The organism is Paenibacillus sp. Z3-2 (genome assembly GCF_054161325.1).
The window spans coordinates 3758322-3777821 of sequence record NZ_CP096397.1 but is presented as its reverse complement, the minus strand read 5'-3'; the positions used below and the strand labels follow the sequence as shown (position 1 = coordinate 3777821).

Here is a 19500-nt window from a genome sequence, read left to right as displayed (position 1 = left end):
TGAAGGGGAATGAAGTAAGATGGTAAGCTTTGATTCAGAAATATCTGAACTTCAACATCAAGTGGAGCGTCAGATTGAAGGACAACTACAACAGATTGATCGGATCACGGATCACAACCAATGGAAGGTCATTCATGCTTTTCAACAGCGAAAAGTAAGTGATTTCCACTTTGCAGGTTCAACAGGTTATGCGTATAACGATCGTGGACGTGAAGTGCTTGATGAAGTATATGCTGAAGTTTTCGGTGCAGAGGCTGCGTTGGTACGTCCTCATTTTGCTTCAGGTACACATACGATTAGTACAGCTCTTTTTGGAGTGCTGCGCCCAGGTGACGAATTATTGTACATCACGGGTAAGCCTTATGACACATTGCATAAAGTTATTGGCAAACCCGGCGATGGTACTGGTTCGTTACGCGATTTTGGCATCGGTTACCGTGAGACGGCCCTTACTGCTGAAGGTAAAGTGGACTGGGCAGAAGTTAAGAAAAACATCACACCGACTACGAAAGTCATTGGAATTCAACGTTCACGTGGTTATGACTGGCGCTCTTCCTTTTGTGTTGAAGAGATCGCTGAGATGGTTACGCGTGTTAAAGCGCTGAAGGAAGATGTCATCGTATTTGTGGATAATTGTTACGGTGAATTCACGGAGGAACGTGAACCGACAGAAGTCGGAGTTGATCTGATGGCAGGTTCATTGATCAAGAATCCGGGTGGAGGCATTGCGGAAACCGGTGGATACATATGTGGGAAGGAACAGTACGTACAGCTGGCAGCTTATCGTCTGACAGCCCCGGGAATTGGGGGAGAGGTGGGAGCGATGCTGGGGACAACAAGAGGCATCTACCAAGGACTTTACATGGCTCCGACAATTGTAGGACAAGCTATCAAAGGAAGTACGTTTGCTGCCGCAATGTTTGCTGAATCCGGATTTGTAACCAAACCGGCTTGGAATGAAGCTCGTACAGATCTGATCCAGGCAGTTCAGTTCAGTTCTGCTGAGCATCTGATTGCCTTCGTGCAGGGCATCCAGCGTGCAGCCGCTGTGGATAGCCATGTGGTTCCTGAACCATGGGACATGCCTGGTTATGAGCATCCTGTCATTATGGCGGCAGGTACATTCATTCAGGGCGGAAGTCTGGAATTGTCAGCCGATGCACCTATTCGGGAGCCTTATATCGGGTATATGCAAGGCGGGTTAACGTACTCTCATGTCAAATATGGCGTTTTAATGGCGTTACAGACCATGAAAGATCGTAAATTATTGTGAGTTTATCTAACACATCATTGACACTTGGTAACAACTAAATGTACAATAGGGTGAAGAATAGATGACTGGAAGGTTGATGAACATGGGTGATGAAATTCGCAGAAATATGGCCTTATTCCCGATTGGTATCGTAATGAAACTTACGGATCTGTCCGCACGGCAGATTCGTTATTATGAGCAACACAGCTTGATTGTTCCTGCGAGAACGTCAGGTAATCAACGTTTGTTCTCTTTTAATGACGTAGAGAGATTGCTAGAGATCAAGGCTTTGATTGAAAAAGGAGTTAACATCGCAGGGATCAAACAAGTGATGAATCCTGTTTCAAAAGAATCCGAGGAAGCTACAGTTATCACGCCAGATACTGAAGTCAAACGCAGAGAGCTGTCCGACACGCAGTTGCACCGCTTGCTGAAGCAGCAGCTTGTATCAGGTAAGAGACCTGGTCAAGTATCTCTCATTCAGGGAGAGCTTTCCCGTTTCTTTAATAAATAGTAAGTTCGCATAACTTGGCGAGTGAGACGAAATCATGTACTTGTGATGTCAGACTCCTTGACCCGTGGAACTTTCTAATGTACAAATATAACAGGCAAGCCAAATACGCAGATAAGAAAGGGAGAGGTTATAGTGAGTTATACAAAAGAAGACATTCTCCGCATTTCGAAAGAAGAAAACGTACGATTCATTCGATTGCAATTTACTGATTTGCTTGGAGCTATCAAAAACGTTGAGATTCCTGTGAGCCAGTTGACTAAGGCTCTGGATAACAAAATGATGTTCGATGGATCTTCCATTGAAGGTTATGTACGTATTGAAGAGTCCGACATGTACCTCTATCCAGATCTAGATTCTTGGCTTATTTTCCCATGGGTTGCAGAGAACCGTGTTGCACGCCTGATTTGCGACGTATATCTTCCGGATGGTAATCCGTTCCCAGGAGATCCGCGTGGCATCTTGAAACGAAACCTGAAAGAAGCCCAAGATATGGGATTCACTTCCTTTAACGTCGGTCCTGAACCCGAGTTCTTCTTGTTCAAAACAGACGAAAAAGGAAACCCGACTAACGAACTGAATGACCAAGGTGGTTATTTCGACCTTGCGCCTACGGATCTTGGTGAAAACTGTCGTCGTGACATCGTTATCACACTTGAAGAAATGGGCTTTGAGATTGAAGCTTCCCACCATGAGGTAGCTCCAGGTCAGCATGAGATCGACTTTAAATATGCTGATGCTCTGAAAGCAGCAGACCAGATCCAAACGTTCAAACTCGTTGTTAAAACGATTGCACGTCAGCATGGTTTACATGCAACATTCATGCCGAAACCGCTGTTTGGTATGAACGGATCCGGTATGCATTGTAACCAATCCTTGTTCAAAGGCAATGAGAACGCATTCGTTGACGAGTCGGACGAGTTGGGTCTGAGCAAAACTGCACGTCACTTCATGGCTGGAACTCTGAAGCATGCGCGTGCGTTTGCAGCAATTACTAACCCAACTGTGAACTCATACAAACGTCTTGTACCTGGTTATGAAGCACCTTGTTATGTAGCATGGTCTGCTAGTAACCGTAGCCCAATGATCCGTATTCCAGCTTCACGTGGTCTGAGTACACGTGTTGAGGTTCGTAACCCGGATCCGGCTGCTAACCCTTACCTGGCTTTGGCTGTTTTGTTGAAAGCAGGTCTGGACGGAATCAAACGTGAGCTTTCCTTACCAGCTCCAATTGACCGTAACATCTACATCATGTCAGAAGAAGAGCGTGTAGAAGAAGGCATTCCAAGCTTGCCAGCTGACCTGAAAGAAGCATTGAATGAATTGATCCGCAGCGAAGTCATCTGTGACGCTCTCGGCGACCACGCCTTGGCTCACTTCTATGAGCTGAAAGAAATTGAGTGGGATATGTATAGAACACAAGTCCACCAATGGGAACGTGATCAATATATCACGTTGTACTAATAGCTTAATCCCTTGGCGCTCTAGCGCTGAGGGTTTTTTCTTTTTGTGGGCGGGAGTAGATCAAATCAACGAAAAAATAAAGTACCCACAGAATCCCCCGAATTATTCTTCAGCGGCCAATATAACTTTTCAATATTTTGTCTGTCACCAAGGCTAAAATGTTTATCACAAAATCCAGTAGATCGTTGATTTAGATCTTTGTAAAACTTCCTTTTATAGAAGGGGAACTTTCCTATGTTTTACTTAAGGTCTGCATTTGATAAGTGGTATCTCAATAAGTTTTTTATACTGCATTACAATACTCACCTGTCTTTTAACCTATTAAAGAGAAAAAGAAGTTAGCCTTATTTTTAAAGCGCAAAAAACTCGAACTGAATTGGAAGTGAGAGACTTACATAATACCTTCTAAGGCAACCTGATATACATGAAATAGAAAGAATAGTACCTTTCCCACTCTATGGATCAAGCAAAACAACTGGTGACAGCACAACGTGCATTTTTTTTATACAGGACAAATCAAGAATATCGACTATAGGATTAATGCTCTTCAGGAGCTTAGAAAAGGAATTGAAAAGTATCAGCAACGGATTCAAGATGCACTTCGGGCTGATCTGAACAAATCCGAGACAGAAGCTTATGGTTCCGAGATTCGTATTGTGCTGGGTGAATTGGAATTTGCATTAGAACACCTGCAGGAATGGGCTGCACCAAGACAAGTCCCAACCAGTTCGGCTATGTCGGATGGGGTGAGTACCATTTACCCTGAACCATACGGAGTGGCTCTTATTATTGCACCTTGGAATTATCCTTTCCAATTGGCCTTCGGTCCACTGATTGGAGCAATTGCAGCCGGTAACTGTGCAGTTATTAAGCCTTCTGAATTAACACCGTCCGTATCTCGTCTGACGTACGATCTGATTCAGGAGATCTACCCTCAAGAGTATATTGCCGTTATGGAAGGTGAAGTTGAGGCTAGCACAGCATTGTTAAAAGAGAAGTTTGATTATATTTTCTTCACAGGCAGCACGGGGGTTGGGCGCATTGTTATGAAGGCAGCAGCAGGGCATCTGACTCCTGTAACCCTGGAGCTAGGGGGTAAGAGTCCGGCTATAGTTCATAGCGATGCAGATCTGAAGCTGGCAGCACAGCGTCTTGTTCGCGGTAAGTTCCTGAATGCGGGGCAAACTTGTGTTGCTCCGGATTACTTGCTCGTGCATGAACAAGTTCATGATGAACTGATCGATCTGATTGGTGCAGAGATCAAAGATAAATTTGGAGATGATGTGCTACAGAACGCTGATTTTCCGCATATTGTCAACGCACGTAACTTTGATCGATTGTCGAAATTCCTTAATGATGGTAAAACGCTAATTGGTGGACGTTCTGTGCGTGAGCAGTTGCTTATTGAGCCGACTGTACTTGGAGATGTGAACTGGGAATCACATGTCATGCAAGAAGAGATATTCGGTCCGATTCTTTCTGTATTTACGTACTGTGACCTGAACCCGATGCTGGATGAGATCGTCCGCCGTCCAAAACCATTGGCGTTATATCTCTTCACACAGGACGAGCAGCTGGAGAATCAGGTTCTGAATCAAGTATCCTTCGGTGGGGGATGTATTAATGACACACTTTCTCATATGACATCTCATTATCTCCCGTTTGGTGGTGTAGGAGAGAGCGGTATGGGCTCATATCACGGACAACAGAGTTTTGATGTGTTCTCTCATCACAAGAGTGTTCTGAAACGCAGTGAATAATTAGCCGATAAAACAACATAAAACAAGCAAAGAGGTTGTCCTGTTCGTTAGGGCAACCTCTTTGCTTGTATTATTCCATTGCATCTAGTTTTGTTACTCATGTTTAATGAATATCTCGGAAAAGGCCAATGACTTTACCCAGAATACTAACGTGTTTCAAACGTAAAGGTTCGAAGGTCGCATTCTCCGGTTGAAGGCGAATATGATCTTTCTCTTTGTAGAACGTTTTCACTGTAGCTTCATCGTCTTCAGTCATTGCAACGACGATATCCCCGTTATCAGCAGTTTGCTGTTGACGGACAATAACATAATCCCCGTTAACGATTCCAGCTTCGACCATACTATCTCCGACTACCGAAAGCATAAACACTTTCTGTTCGCCTACATAGTGCGTAGGAAGAGGGAAGTAGTCTTCAATGTTCTCGGTTGCAGTGATGGGAACCCCGGCTGTAACCTTACCAACGACAGGAATACGTGCAACGCTATGAGCAAATTGATGAGAATGCTCAGATTCTTCCTGGCTCAAAAGCTCAATAGCTCTTGGCTTGGTAGGGTCGCGTCGGATCAACCCTTTTTTCTCCAAACGATCCAAATGTCCATGTACTGTTGAGCTGGAAGCCAGTCCAACCGCTTCACCAATTTCCCGTACGGAAGGAGGATACCCCTTCAACCGGACTTCATTTCGTATAAACTCCAGAATAGCCTGCTGCCTGCTGGATATCTTCGACATACCGTATCAACCCCATTTTAGTAACGTTTGGGAAAATTATAACATAGAACCTCCGTTCGTACAAACATAAGTTCTAAATAAAATGGCATTAAATCAGTGTTTTTTAACTTTCAGAACAGAATTTGTACAAAAGTTAGAGCAGAATACTACAAATACTGTGCAAGAGAAATTAAATAAGGATGTCTCTCCTTCAAAAAAAGAAGCGAACAATTGTTCTAAAAAGCTATTGAACAAAACAAATGTTCGTGTTATATTGATTCCAACAGATAGGAACAAACGTTTGGAGGCGGGTATTAAATGAGATATTCTACTTATCAAAGCATTTATGAACCAATGAATTCGGAACTGGTGAAGTCCAACATAGGGAACTACAAGAAGGTTTTAGCACGTTTCAAGATTTCTTCATGGATGTTAAAGGTGGCCATTACCTCTTTGATTATATTTATTGGATGTAGCACTGTTTTAACTGTATTTGCTGGCAATGAGAATGATGTTCTTCCAGGAGGAAAGGTAGCCATTTCAGAAGGGGAAACATTATGGAGTATTTCTTTGGAACACAAACCGTCGAATATGGATACACGTGTTTATATAGAAGCAATTAAGAAAGTGAATCAACTTCATACGACTTCGATCCAAGTGGGTCAGGTATTAGCTCTACCGCAATTTGCAGAATAAAATACACATTACTGTGTCTTAGCGCGTGTCAGCTTGACAAGCTGCCTTTATCATGGCAAAGTTAATATGACTTTGTATTTTTGGAGGGGACAAGCTTGGATATAGATAGTCTGGTAGCACGCATAAACGAATTGGCTCGTAAGCAAAAGTCCACTGGATTGTCGGAGGAAGAACTTACTGAACGTGCCGAGCTAAGAGAGATTTATTTAAGTAATATTCGCAGCAATTTCAGACAACAACTGGATACCATTGAGATTGTTGATGATGAGAATGACAAAGGCCACCAAGGCAAACTCAAACACTAACGAAACCTAATGATATCATTATGATATTTAGGTTTCTTCCTGTTATTTTGAGGGTGCAATCTATAGGGGGAAATATTGGTTTACAGTTATGTAAGCCGATACAAAGACACATAAGGGGGATTCTCATGTCGCGTTCGTTCGAGAGAACGGTTAAGAAAAATTCCAAGCAGTTAAATCAGCAACGCAAAAAAAGTGGTCAACCAATCACAGGTACACCAGGTGAAGAAGTCTTTAAAGGACGCAGCCTGTTGTTCCCTATATTTTTGATCGGTCTTGCCTTTTTGTATCTGTTTATGAGCACATTCCTTGTACAAGCTCCAATGACAACCTGGGACTGGGTGACTATGCTGCTTTACGTATTTTTGGCAGTCATCTTCATGCTTCGTCGTCCGTATATCAAGATCAGCAGTAATCGGATTATAACGACGAAGGGGAATCGTGAACGTTCAATCGGGGTTGATGATATCGTCAAATTCAGAATTGAACCAGGTACAGTCGTTATCGAACATAACAGTCGCGGGAAAAGATGGGTGTTTACCAAGTTATTGAATCGCTACGATACAGATGCGATCGCAGAACGTTTGCTGAAGTTTGCAAAAGCACACCAGATCACCGTGGAAACCGTTGAAAAGTAATTATTGCATAAAGGGGTAGATGATCGGAATGGCGTTAAAAGCGATTTTGTTCGACCTGGATGATACTTTATTATGGGATGAGCGTAGTGTTCGAGAAGCTTTTCATGAGACTTGTCTAATCGCAGCGCGAGAGACTGGACTTAAACCGGAAGAACTTGAAGAAGCCGTTCGGAACGAGGCACGTGGACTGTATGAATCATATGAAACCTTTCCTTTTACCAAAATGATTGGAATCAATCCGTTTGAAGGCCTATGGGCTAACTTTACCGGTGGAGATCAACCTGAGTTCCGTCAGTTGGAACAACTTGCTCCTGTTTATCGTAAAGAATCCTGGCGTCGTGGCTTGTTGAAGTTGGGTATAGATCGGGAAGATCTTGCTGAACAACTGGCTTCGCAGTTTGGCGTAGAACGGAGATCCAGACCCCATGTATACGAAGAAACGATGGATACTTTGCGTCAACTACAAGGGAAGTACAAACTTCTGCTGTTAACGAACGGTTGTCCAGCTTTGCAACAAGAGAAGTTGGACGGTGTGCCTGAATTGACTCCTTTCTTTGATGAGATTATTATCTCGGGTAACTTTGGAAAAGGAAAGCCGGATCCTTCGATTTTTGAACATGCCTTGAGTAAACTGGGAGTTAAACCGGAAGAGAGCATGATGGTGGGAGACAAGTTGACGACGGATATTCGTGGTGCGTTATCAACTGGCATCCAATCCGTATGGATTAACCGTGAACATAAGACCAACAATGAAACGTATGGACCTGACCATGAAATAACGCATTTATCGGAATTAGATCAGCTTATTGCTAATTTCTGAGCAGATCAGCTATAACATCTTACCTCAGCACCCTGAAACATTGGAGGCTTCACTGAACGATAATGTCGTTCGTGAAGTTGCCAATGTTTTTTTATTGGGCACTATTGGCTAATTTACCTTGTTAAATGAGATAATAATTTTTTTGCTAAAAGTTATTGAAATTAAGGGGAAGCTGGATTAGAATATAACTAACATACTAGTATGACTAGTATATAGATTGTCCTAAAGCAATTTCTTTTGACTTAATTCATCGAATGGAAGCAGGAGTTGTTGCTTATTATTTTTGGTTTATTGTAAGCGCTTCACCTGTTTAAAGACCTTCTTTCGATTTGGAGATCACACCACCTGGCAAGTGCTAATTCATGATGTGAAGCACCTTGGATTGTGTGATTCTACATAACACACTAAAATGGTATCGCTTACATTCGGCTATTATCTATTTTGTAGTGGGGGTGAAGTTGAAGGAGTTGTTGTCTTCTACAACAGGAGAAACAATGGGGTTGTACATGAATTACTCTTACTTATCAAGTCCTGGATCGGAGTGAAAACACATGGAGTCGGAAACCGCTAAAACAACGTTAACCATGACATCTTTACGTAAAGAGAGCAGATTACGAACGGCAGCAACCTTGTTTCGCAAAGACTGGCAGCTGTATTCACTATTGATCCTTCCCATCATCTATCTCCTTATTTTCAAATATGGACCGATGATTGGTAATGTGATTGCGTTCAGACGTTTTGTTCCTGGGGGAAGTATATTTGGAGAAACGTGGGTTGGATTACGATACTTCAAAATGTTCATTGAGGACCCTACCTTCTGGAGAGTATTCGGTAATACGCTGATGTTGGGTGGACTTGCGTTACTCTTTACATTCCCGGTTCCAATTATTTTTGCCTTGATGCTTAACGAAGTGAAAAGTAAACGATTCAAAAAGTTTGTACAGACCGCGTCTTATCTGCCTCATTTTCTGTCCATCGTTATCGTTGCGGGTATGATCCTGCAACTGACAGCAGTGAATGGTTCCATTAATGGACTGGTGGCTTTCTTCACCGGAGACAGTATTCCTTTTATGCAGCGGGCTGAATGGTTCAGAACAATCTATATCACTTCAGAGGTATGGCAGGGTATGGGTTGGGGAGCGATATTGTATCTGGCTGCACTGACAACCATTGATGATTCTTTGTATGAAGCTGCGCGTATTGATGGAGCCAATCGCTGGAAGCAAACGATTTATGTAACGCTTCCAGGTATCTTGCCAACCATTGTGACGTTATTGATTTTGAACATGGGTAATTTCCTGGCTGTTGGATTTGAAAAGATTTTGCTCTTGTACAATCCGCTTATTTATGAGACATCTGATGTAATCTCCACTTACCTGTATCGGGTCGGACTGGAATCCAGTAACTTCAGTTATGCTACCGCAATTGGCTTATTCGAATCGCTGATCGGTCTGATTCTGGTGTTCTCCGTAAATGCCATCTCACGCAGACTGACACAAAGAAGCTTATGGTAAAGGAGGAGCATCATGCAGGAATCCAGATCTTATAAGGTATTTAAAGTTTTTAATGTCATCTTTCTGCTATTCGTGGTATTTATAACGCTCTATCCATTCTTGAATGTCGTGGCACAATCCTTCAGCAGTGAGTCTTATATTAATTCGGGCAAGGTTAGTCTGTTTCCAAGAGGATTCAATGTGGAGACGTATAAGACCATCTCACGTGACAGCATGTTCTGGACCAATTATAAAAATACGATTATTTACACCGTGGTAGGTACGTTAATCTCCATGTTCATGACGACTATTTTCGCATATGCCCTGTCCAAAAAGAGGTTGATGGGTCGCAAGTTTCTGACGATGTTCGCCGTGTTCACGATGTTCTTCAGTGGTGGACTGATTCCAAACTATGTCTTGATTAATTCTCTTGGCTTCAACAACACCATGTGGGCACTTGTTGTTCCTGGCGCAATTAGCATATACAACATGCTGATCATGAAGTCATTTTTTGAGAATATGCCTGAAGAACTGGAGGAAGCTGCCTCTATTGACGGGTTGAACACCTACGGGATCTTGTTACGCATTATATTGCCGCTGAGTAAAGCGGTTATGGCAACCATGGTGCTGTTCTACGCAGTGGGCCATTGGAATTCATGGTTCCCAGCCTTTCTGTATTTGGACAAAAAAGAACTATTCCCAGTCACCATTTATTTGCGCAATATGATTGCAGGAGCGACCAGCGGGGCATCTGCCGGTGCAACCTCAGCTGATAACCTGACACAGATTGCTGCCAATATTAAATCTGTAACGATGGTATTAACCATCTTGCCGATACTCACGATCTATCCATTTGTTCAAAGATACTTTGTAACCGGTATCATGTTGGGGTCTGTTAAACAGTAATACGTAGCAACTAGAATGATTCACATGATTAACTTTTAGAGGTTATTTAAAAAGTTTTAAGGCAAGGTCAACCTAAACCAAATTCAGGGGGATAACCTAAATGAATCAAAAGCCACGTAAGTTTGTCGGTAAAATGGTTTTGACAACAATGATGACCGTCGTTCTGGCAGCATGTAGCAGCGGTACTGGAACTGGAGGTGACGTCACAGAAGTTCAGACCAACGCTGCGATGGAGAAGTACAATGTAGGGGACACATTTAAAGCGACAGAGCCATTTAATCTTTCCATACTATATAGTGATCAACCTAGTTATCCATATAAAAAAGACTGGTTACTTTTTGATAAAATCACCGAATTGACGGGTGTTACGCTTGAGCCAACGATTGTACCTATGAGCGACTACTCTCAGAAGAGATCTCTGTTGATTAGTTCTGGTGATGCACCACTGGTTATTCCTAAAACGTACCCAGGTGAAGAGTCTGCATTTGTATCTTCCGGTGCGATTTTGCCGATTAGCGACTATATTGATTTGATGCCGAACTTCAAGGATAAAGTGGAAAAATGGGGATTGGAAGATGAACTCGAAGGACTTCGACAGGAAGATGGAAAGTACTATGTACTTCCGGGTCTTCATGAAGAAGTATGGCCAGATTACACACTACTCGTAAGAACAGATGTTTTTGAGGAAAATAACATTGCCATCCCGACCACATGGGACGAATTGTATGATGCAGCCAAAAAGCTAAAAGAGATCTATCCGGATTCCATTCCGTTTTCGGACCGATTCCAATTCAATAGTACGTTGAACATCGCTGCTACCGGTTTTGGCACCAAGGCTGGATGGGGTTTTGGTAATGGACTGACGTATAAAGAAGATCAGGATCAATTTGTGTACACGGCTACTACACCGGAGTATAAGGAAATGCTAACGTACTTTAACAAATTGGTATCCGAAGGGCTGCTCGATAAGGAGAGTTTTACACAGGATGATGATCAGGCTGTACAGAAATTTGTATCCGGCAAATCATTCATGATTAATGGTAATTCCCAAACGGTGGTGTTGCACCGAAATGATATGAACAAAACGCTGGGAGAGGGTAAATTCTCGGTTGCGAAGATTACAGTACCTGGTGGACCAAAAGGACAGCTGATGTCCGGGTCGAGACTTGAAAACGGTGTCATGATTTCCGGGAAAATTCAAAAGAGCGAAAATTTCAAAGCCATTATGCAATTCGTTGATTGGCTGTACTACAGTGATGAGGGGCAAGAGTTCGCCAAGTGGGGCGTAGAAGGTGAAACATTCACCAAAGAAGATGGGAAACGTAAATTGGCAGAGGACGTTAACTACAATGGTTTGAATCCGAAAGGAACGAAGGATTTGCGTATTGACTATGGCTTCTCTGGTGGTGTATTTGCCTATGGGGGTACTACAGATCTGCTGCAATCCATGTTTAGTGAAGAAGAGTTGAAATTCCAGCAAGATATGAAGGATACCAAAGAAGTTATCCCGGCAGAACCACCAATTCCATACTCTTCTGAAGATCGTGAACGGGTGACACTTCTGAGTACACCACTGAAAGATTATTCGGACCAGAATACACTTAAATTTATCTTGGGTGAGCGTGACTTGTCTGAATTCGATACTTTCGCCAAAGAACTGGACAGTCAAGGATTATCTAATTATCTGAAGCTGGCAAATGATACGTACAAAGCCTACAAAGAAAACAAGCAATAACATAGTTGATGCTGGCCGGATTACCGTTTCACTCCGATATTTAAGTGGAACGGTAATTTGTGCTAAGATGAATGAATACGGCTGAGAGAAAGAGGTCAAGGCATGTCACTTAATCAAAAAATTAGAGGCTCGACCCGGGCATATTCATATAATCTGTTAAAAGAACGAATTCTTCATCTGGAACTTAAGCCTGGTACCAAGATTTCAGAGAAAGAGATTGCAGATGAACTGCAGGTGAGCAGAACACCCGTGCGGGAAGCATTCATGAAGCTTGCTGAAGAAGAACTGCTGGACATTATTCCACAGAGTGGAACCATAGTTTCTCATATCAACTTGGAGCATGTGGAAGAAGGCAGATTTATGCGGGAGAAGATGGAGAAGGAAATCGTGACTTTGGCTTGTGTTTCGTTTCCTGAGGAGTTCCGATTCAGACTCGAAACCAACATTGCAATGCAGGAAGTATGTATAGGGAAAAACAATTTCTATCGACTGTTCGAACTGGATGAAGAGTTTCATCAGATTTTGTTTCAGGGCACAGGGAAGCTTAGAACGTGGAAAATGTTGCAACAGCTGAATATCCCGTTTAATCGGTTACGTTTATTACGTCTAGCGGAGGATTCCAACCTGGAGGTCATTATCTCGCAGCACAAAGAGATTTATCGACTTATCACAGAGCGTAATACGGAGCAAGCGGTTCAGGTGATGGAGGCTCATCTCAGACTGGTCGTGATTGAACAGGAATCGATAAAAGCAAAATACCCACATTATTTTATCTAGTACGCAGATGTTGTAAAATACGCTCCATGCCAAAACCCCTGTTCAAATGAACAGGGGTTTTGGTTTATTAAATCGCAACAAGCGAGTCTTAGCCTTGTTTGATAAACGTAGGATCAGGATACGGATCTGCAATCCAGCCATCTTTTTCGATGAACAGACGTACAGCAATGATCTGTTTGTTCTCCATTAAAGTGAAGAAGTGCGGTGTATTCTCCGGTACGGAGATGACGTCTCCAGGAGACAGTTCTACATTAAAGTAGCCTACATCATCTGTAGCTTTGATAACAAAGATTCCTTTACCGGCAACAATTGCACGGATCTCATCTTCAGCGTGGGTGTGGATCTCTTCGAACTTGGCCAGTTTCTCTTCGATATCAGGTGTCTGTTCGGACAACGTGATGACATCCCAGATCTGATATCCGCGACGTGCAGCCAAATCTCTGATTTCATAATCGTAAGTTTCCAAAACCTCGGTTTTCTGATCATCAGTCAATCCAAAGTTATTTTGCAGATCAGTGTTCAGTTTGGATGCGTCCCACTTCTCATATAATACTTCGTATTTGTTCAAGAAATTTCGAACGTTTTCGTCACCAGTGATGCGTTCGTTCGTATTTCGGATTACAATTTCAGCCATGTTCTTTCCCTCTTTTCCACTTGGTTTAATTGAATTATATCGGATTGCTCTGTTTTTGTCGATTCTCAAATTCCGTTCATATTCGAGCAAACCCGCCATCTTACGGGAGCAAAACCGATCTTTCACATTAAGTTAGTTTCTGTTAAACTAAGATTTAACGTTTTGCGGGGGTGAAGATATTGGATAAGATTAGTCTACACGATGCATTAAAACAACGAATATTAATCCTCGACGGTGCAATGGGGACCATGATTCAACAAGTTGATCTGACTGGTGAAGATTTTGGCGGCGAAGATCTGGATGGATGTAATGAAATGTTAGTGCTTACTCGTCCAGAGCTAATCCAGCGCATTCATGAAGAATATCTTGAAGCTGGCGCTGATCTGATTGAAACTAACACATTTGGTGCAACATCAGTCGTACTTGCTGAATACGATATTCAGGATCGTGCACGAGAGATCAACCTGGAAGCAGCCAGAATTGCGAAAGCTGCAGTTGATCGTTTTTCTACACCAGAATCTCCACGTTATGTGGTAGGTGCGATGGGACCAACAACCAAAACACTGTCTGTTACTGGGGGAGTGACGTTCCAGGAACTGATCGACAGTTATTTGGAGCAAGCGCTTGCTTTAATAGAGGGAGGCGTTGATGCGCTACTGCTTGAAACCTCACAGGATACCCTCAATGTAAAAGCAGGCAGCATTGGAATTCAGCAGGCCTTTGAACAGAGTGGCATTACCCTGCCACTGATGATATCAGGAACAATAGAACCAATGGGTACGACCCTTGCAGGTCAGAACATCGAATCCTTTTATATCTCCTTAGAACACCTTAACCCAATTTCGGTAGGACTAAACTGTGCTACAGGTCCAGAGTTCATGCGTGATCACATTCGCTCGCTTTCTGGAATGGCATCGGTTGCCGTTAGTTGTTACCCGAACGCGGGTCTTCCAGATGAGAATGGTAATTATCACGAGTCCCCAGATTCTCTTGCTCAGAAAATTGGTGCTTTTGCCGAACAGGGTTGGTTGAATATTGCTGGTGGATGTTGCGGAACAACTCCCGCACATATTCGGGCCATGCGGGATACACTAGCCCAGTACCCCCCAAGAGAAATGAACGGAACACACCCACCTGCACTGTCAGGTATAGAACCGATCTACATCGAACAAGACAATCGCCCATATATGGTCGGAGAGCGTACGAACGTGCTGGGATCACGGAAGTTCAAACGGCTTATTGTTGAAGGCAAATATGAAGAAGCTTCGGAAATAGCTCGTGCTCAAGTGAAAAACGGAGCGCACATTGTCGATGTATGTGTACAAGACCCAGACCGTGAAGAGTCTGAAGACATGGTGAAGTTCCTTGAACTCGTTGTGAAAAAAGTAAAAGTTCCACTCATGATCGATACGACAGATGCTTCAGTAATTGATCTGGCCCTCCAGTACTGCCAGGGTAAAGCAATAATTAACTCCATTAACCTTGAGGATGGCGAAGAAAAATTTGAGCTGATCACGCCATTGCTGCATAAATATGGTGGTGCGGTTGTCGTCGGAACGATTGATGAACGCGGTCAGGCGATTAGTCGGGAGGACAAGCTTGACGTAGCCAAGCGCTCTTACGATCTACTGGTGAACAAATATGGACTCAAACCAGAAGACCTGATTTTTGATACGTTGGTGTTCCCGGTAGGTACGGGAGATGAACAGTACATTGGTTCAGCGAAAGAAACCATTGAAGGTATAAGAGTGATCAAGGAAGCGATGCCTGAATGTCATACGATACTCGGGATCAGTAACATTTCATTCGGACTGCCTGAAGCAGGTCGTGAAGTGCTGAACTCTGTATTTTTGTATGAATGTACCAAAGCAGGTCTCGACTATGCGATCGTGAATACAGAGAAACTGGAGCGTTATGCCTCCATTCCGGAAGAAGAACGCAGACTTTCGGAAGAGCTTTTATATAATACAAATGATGAAACACTGGCGGCGTTTGTAGCGGCGTTCCGCAACAAGAAGGTTGAGAAGAAGGAAAAAATCTCGAACCTTTCATTAGAAGAGCGTCTCGCTTCATATGTTGTGGAAGGAAGTAAAGAGGGATTGCTGCCGGATCTCGAACAGGCACTTGCCAAATATACAGCACTTCAAGTGATTAACGGTCCACTGATGCGGGGGATGGAGGAAGTAGGTCGTCTCTTTAACAACAATGAGTTGATTGTAGCTGAGGTGTTGCAGAGTGCGGAGGTTATGAAGGCTTCTGTGGCATATTTGGAGCAATTCATGGAGAAGAACGAGACTTCTGTTAAAGGCAAGATCATTCTGGCTACGGTCAAGGGTGATGTTCATGACATCGGTAAGAATCTGGTAGAGATCATCCTGTCCAATAACGGTTACCGGATCATTAATTTGGGTATAAAAGTACCACCAGAACGTATCATTGAGGCATACCGAGAAGAAAAAGTCGATGCAATCGGCCTCTCGGGTCTATTGGTAAAATCAGCGCAGCAGATGATTCTTACCGCTCAGGATTTACGAACAGCAGGTATTGATGTGCCTATTATGGTTGGCGGAGCGGCGCTGACACGTAAATTCACCAAAAACCGTATACGTCCTGAATATAACGGAATGGTTGTATATGCTAAAGATGCAATGGATGGGCTGGATCTGGCGAACAAATTGATGAATCCCGTTACACGTGAAGCGATGCAACTGGAGATGGAAGCTGAGAAAGAAGCAGATGCTTCGGGGGCTGTAGCCGTTCAGTCTCTTCCAGAGCTTACACGGGTGGAGCGTTCGGATATCGCCTTAGATAATCCGGTTCTTGTACCGCCTGATTTGGATCGGCATACCATGCGCAACTACCCGTTATCACACATCCTGCCATACGTGAACATGCAGATGTTGCTTGGACATCATCTGGGGTTACGCGGTTCAGTTGAACAACTGCTTGCTTCAGGTGATAAGAAGGCTACTGATCTGAAAGCAGTAGTGGATGATATCATGCAAGAGGCTGTTCGTGACGGAATTATTCAGGCGCATGCCATGTATCGTTTCTTCCCTGCTCAGTCCAGTGGTAACAGCATCATCATCTATGATCCAAAGGATACCAGTAATATCTTGCATACTTTTACGTTCCCACGTCAAAAAGTCGAGCCGTTCCTGTGCCTGTCCGACTTCCTGAAGCCTGTTGAATCCGGTCAGATGGATTACGTTGGTTTCATGGTTGTTACGGCTGGACACGGTGTGCGTGAACTATCCACTGCGTGGAAAGATAAAGGGGATTACCTTCGCTCGCATGCTCTGCAATCCGTAGCGCTCGAAGTAGCAGAGGGATTAGCTGAACGTGTGCATCATATGATGAGAGACATCTGGGGATTCCCGGATTCTGCTCAGATGACCATGAAGCAACGTCACGGTGCACGCTATCAAGGGATTAGGGTATCCTTTGGATATCCGGCTTGTCCGGATCTGGAAGACCAAGGGCCGCTGTTCAAGTTGCTGCAGCCTGAGGATATCGGTGTTGAATTGACGGAAGGTTTCATGATGGAACCCGAAGCTTCCGTATCAGCGATGGTATTCAGCCATCCGCAAGCTAAGTATTTTAACGTAGAAAAGGCATAAATCAGTAGAGTGTCAGGCAAAGCCCTCCGCATTGTCGGAGGTTTTTTGCTGGCAACAGAAAGAGGTGCGATCCAGAATGGAACTATATTTCCTGGGAACTAATGCTGGTGTACCTACGCTACAGCGGAATGTAACTTCCATTGGGCTACGCATGTTGGATGAGCGCAGAGCTTTGTGGTTGTTTGACTGCGGGGAAGGAACGCAGCACCAGATTTTGAGTTCTCCGCTTAAACTAAGCAAATTGGAGAAAATATTCATTACTCACCTGCATGGTGATCATGTATTTGGACTTCCAGGGCTGCTTTCGAGCAGAGCCTATCAGGGTGGAACTACACCATTAACGGTATATGGTCCCCCAGGTACGGAACGAATGATAAGTACTACAATGGAGCTTAGCCAATCCAGGGTTAATTATGATTTGAATATCGTTGAACATACGGGCGGAGTCCTATTTGAAGATGACAGTTTTATCGTGGAAGCAGCTTTGCTTGAGCACCGGATTGACAGCTATGGGTACCGGATCACGGAAAAAGATCGTCCAGGCAGCCTGGACCCAGCCAAACTGGCGGAATATGGTTTGAAACCAGGGCCATTGTTCGGTCGGCTGAAACGTGGAGAAACCATTACGCTCGATAACGGCCATTCGCTTCGTCCTGAAGATGTATTGGGAGCCCCAAAACGCGGCATGGTGATTACCATATTGGGTGACACACGTCCATGTGACAATGTACATCCGCTTTCCTTAAATGCAGATGTACTTGTACATGAAGCTACATTCATGCATGATCTGGCCGATACAGCGCATGAGTACTATCATAGTACTTCAAAACAAGCGGCAGAAGCGGCTAGAGCAGCCAATGTAGGGCAACTGATCATGACTCACTTTAGCTCACGTTATAAGGATGAAGATCAACTGCAGCCACTTTTGGAAGAGGCGCAGTCTGTATTCCCAAATACAAGACTTGCCAATGAACATCAACTTATTCCTGTCGTGCATCGCAAGCAAGAATCTTAACCATGAATGCGAACCAAGGCACGGCTAAACACGTCACATGAAGAACCGGGTAATTGCACGGGACTGAGGGAGAGGAACTCCCGCGGTCCCTTTTGCAATCTGGTCGGAAAGCGTGTAGGATGGGCAATATGAAGAGGGAAATGATTCAAATTATTTTCCGGGAAAGCGCAGGAAATGACAAGCTTGTACAGAAGGCGCGCGAGTTAAACCGTCGGTGTTCGATTCGGTTCGACTTGCCCGCGTGCATATGCCAGCAAGCCCATATTTTTTGCCTGAATACATAGGTTCGCGTTAAAGTTTGAGATAAATGATTAAGGACATGAAACGTTAATGGGATAAAGAAAGGAAGTGCTGTGTGTGATTAAGGCCTATCTGATTGACTTGGATGGTACGCTCTATCATGGCAGACATCGTATCGAAGGAGCCGATCAGCTTATTCGAACACTGCAAGAGCTAGGCAAGCCATATTTATTTGTAACGAATAACTCTTCTCGTACCCCACAAGGCGTGGCAGATCATCTGAACGGGATGGGGATACCTGCGGATGCGTCTGAAGTATGTACTTCTGCAGTGGCAGCTGCTGAATACGTTGCAGAAGAGTCACCGGGTGCGAAAGTGGCCTGTATTGGAGAAACAGGACTGCTGCAAGCCATAAAAGAAGCAGGGCTACAGTTGACGGAAGATGCCCCAGATTACGTCATACAAGGGATTGATCGTGAATTTTCCTATCAGAAATTGACCAAGGCTCTCCGGTGGATTAATGAGGGATCAAAATTCATCATGACCAACCCGGACTTGCAGCTCCCTTCGGATGATGGGCTGACACCCGGAGCTGGAGCGATCGGAGCAGCAATTGAAGCCGCAACCGGCGTTCATCCTACCGTTATTGGCAAGCCATCGAGCGTTATAATGAAGTCAGCCATTAGCCGGCTGAACTTGGCGTCTCATGAAGTGGCAGTAATCGGAGACAATATGCGTACCGATATTGCAGCGGGGGTGGCAGCAGGATGTGAGACATTGCTGGTTCTTACCGGTGTGACAACACGGGATAATATGGATGGACACATTCAAGCAGCCAAGGCTCGACCTGATCATGTGTTTGAAGATTTGCATAAATTGATGGAGTGGCTGTCGCAACAGACAGACCAAGCTTCCAAAAAGGGGTAAT

17 protein-coding genes are annotated in these 19500 nt (G+C 43.9%); 15 read left to right on the top strand and 2 right to left on the bottom strand.

The features are described from left to right. Window positions 1–19: 19 nt before the first annotated feature. From M1D71_RS16925 to M1D71_RS16910, 4 genes are all read left to right on the top strand, one after another. Window positions 20–1273, top strand: coding sequence for a methionine gamma-lyase family protein (locus tag M1D71_RS16925; RefSeq protein WP_458122911.1), 1254 nt, complete (start codon window positions 20–22; stop codon window positions 1271–1273). 82 nt (window positions 1274–1355) lie between these two features. Next, the gene (locus M1D71_RS16920) at window positions 1356–1766 is read left to right on the top strand and encodes a MerR family transcriptional regulator (RefSeq protein ID WP_111273725.1); all 411 of its coding nucleotides are present in this window, start codon (window positions 1356–1358) and stop codon (window positions 1764–1766) included. A 132-nt stretch (window positions 1767–1898) separates the two neighbouring features. Beyond that, window positions 1899–3227 (top strand): type I glutamate--ammonia ligase, encoded by a 1329-nt coding sequence (glnA, locus tag M1D71_RS16915; RefSeq protein ID WP_091029299.1) that lies wholly within the window; start codon window positions 1899–1901, stop codon window positions 3225–3227. Between the two features lie 491 nt (window positions 3228–3718). Next, entirely contained in the window at window positions 3719–4987 is a 1269-nt protein-coding gene (locus M1D71_RS16910) for an aldehyde dehydrogenase (protein WP_458122910.1), read from the top strand. 103 nt (window positions 4988–5090) lie between these two features. Here the strand turns inward: M1D71_RS16910 and lexA are convergent, their stop codons facing one another. Then, window positions 5091–5717, bottom strand: coding sequence for a transcriptional repressor LexA (lexA, locus tag M1D71_RS16905; protein ID WP_017688034.1), 627 nt, complete (start codon window positions 5715–5717; stop codon window positions 5091–5093). Window positions 5718–6014: 297 nt separating this feature from the next. On the opposite strand from lexA, the gene M1D71_RS16900 reads away from it, so the two are divergent. The 8 genes from M1D71_RS16900 to M1D71_RS16865 all read left to right on the top strand — a co-directional run bounded on the left by M1D71_RS16900 (window position 6015) and on the right by M1D71_RS16865 (window position 13063). Next, on the top strand, window positions 6015–6392 hold the full coding sequence (locus M1D71_RS16900; RefSeq protein ID WP_458122909.1) for a LysM peptidoglycan-binding domain-containing protein: 378 nt from the start codon (window positions 6015–6017) through the stop codon (window positions 6390–6392). 95 nt (window positions 6393–6487) lie between these two features. Then, window positions 6488–6697, top strand: a complete 210-nt coding sequence (locus tag M1D71_RS16895) for a DUF896 domain-containing protein (protein ID WP_458122908.1) — start codon at window positions 6488–6490, stop codon at window positions 6695–6697. A 125-nt stretch (window positions 6698–6822) separates the two neighbouring features. Next, window positions 6823–7332 carry a hypothetical protein gene (locus M1D71_RS16890; RefSeq protein WP_017688037.1) on the top strand — a complete coding sequence of 170 codons (510 nt, stop codon included), beginning with the start codon at window positions 6823–6825 and terminating at the stop codon, window positions 7330–7332. 28 nt (window positions 7333–7360) lie between these two features. Beyond that, complete coding sequence (locus tag M1D71_RS16885; RefSeq protein WP_458122907.1) at window positions 7361–8152, top strand: HAD family hydrolase; 792 nt, start codon at window positions 7361–7363, stop codon at window positions 8150–8152. Between the two features lie 584 nt (window positions 8153–8736). Continuing rightward, entirely contained in the window at window positions 8737–9666 is a 930-nt protein-coding gene (locus tag M1D71_RS16880) for an ABC transporter permease (protein ID WP_458127279.1), read from the top strand. 12 nt (window positions 9667–9678) lie between these two features. After that, complete coding sequence (locus M1D71_RS16875; protein WP_036613592.1) at window positions 9679–10551, top strand: carbohydrate ABC transporter permease; 873 nt, start codon at window positions 9679–9681, stop codon at window positions 10549–10551. A 100-nt stretch (window positions 10552–10651) separates the two neighbouring features. Then, a complete protein-coding gene (locus M1D71_RS16870; protein WP_458122906.1) occupies window positions 10652–12286 on the top strand; it encodes an ABC transporter substrate-binding protein in 1635 nt (544 codons plus the stop codon). A gap of 102 nt (window positions 12287–12388) precedes the next feature. After that, the gene (locus M1D71_RS16865) at window positions 12389–13063 is read left to right on the top strand and encodes a GntR family transcriptional regulator (RefSeq protein WP_458122905.1); all 675 of its coding nucleotides are present in this window, start codon (window positions 12389–12391) and stop codon (window positions 13061–13063) included. Between the two features lie 88 nt (window positions 13064–13151). On the opposite strand, the gene M1D71_RS16860 is transcribed toward M1D71_RS16865, so the two are convergent. Then, on the bottom strand, window positions 13152–13697 hold the full coding sequence (locus tag M1D71_RS16860; RefSeq protein ID WP_458122904.1) for an acireductone dioxygenase: 546 nt from the start codon (window positions 13695–13697) through the stop codon (window positions 13152–13154). Between the two features lie 179 nt (window positions 13698–13876). On the opposite strand from M1D71_RS16860, the gene metH reads away from it, so the two are divergent. From metH to M1D71_RS16845, 3 genes are all read left to right on the top strand, one after another. Further along, window positions 13877–17317, top strand: a complete 3441-nt coding sequence (gene metH / locus M1D71_RS16855) for a methionine synthase (protein ID WP_458122903.1) — start codon at window positions 13877–13879, stop codon at window positions 17315–17317. A gap of 76 nt (window positions 17318–17393) precedes the next feature. Continuing rightward, on the top strand, window positions 17394–18332 hold the full coding sequence (gene rnz / locus M1D71_RS16850) for a ribonuclease Z (protein ID WP_458122902.1): 939 nt from the start codon (window positions 17394–17396) through the stop codon (window positions 18330–18332). A gap of 357 nt (window positions 18333–18689) precedes the next feature. Beyond that, window positions 18690–19499 (top strand): TIGR01457 family HAD-type hydrolase, encoded by an 810-nt coding sequence (locus M1D71_RS16845; protein WP_458122901.1) that lies wholly within the window; start codon window positions 18690–18692, stop codon window positions 19497–19499. The last annotated feature ends 1 nt before the right edge of the window (window position 19500 follow it).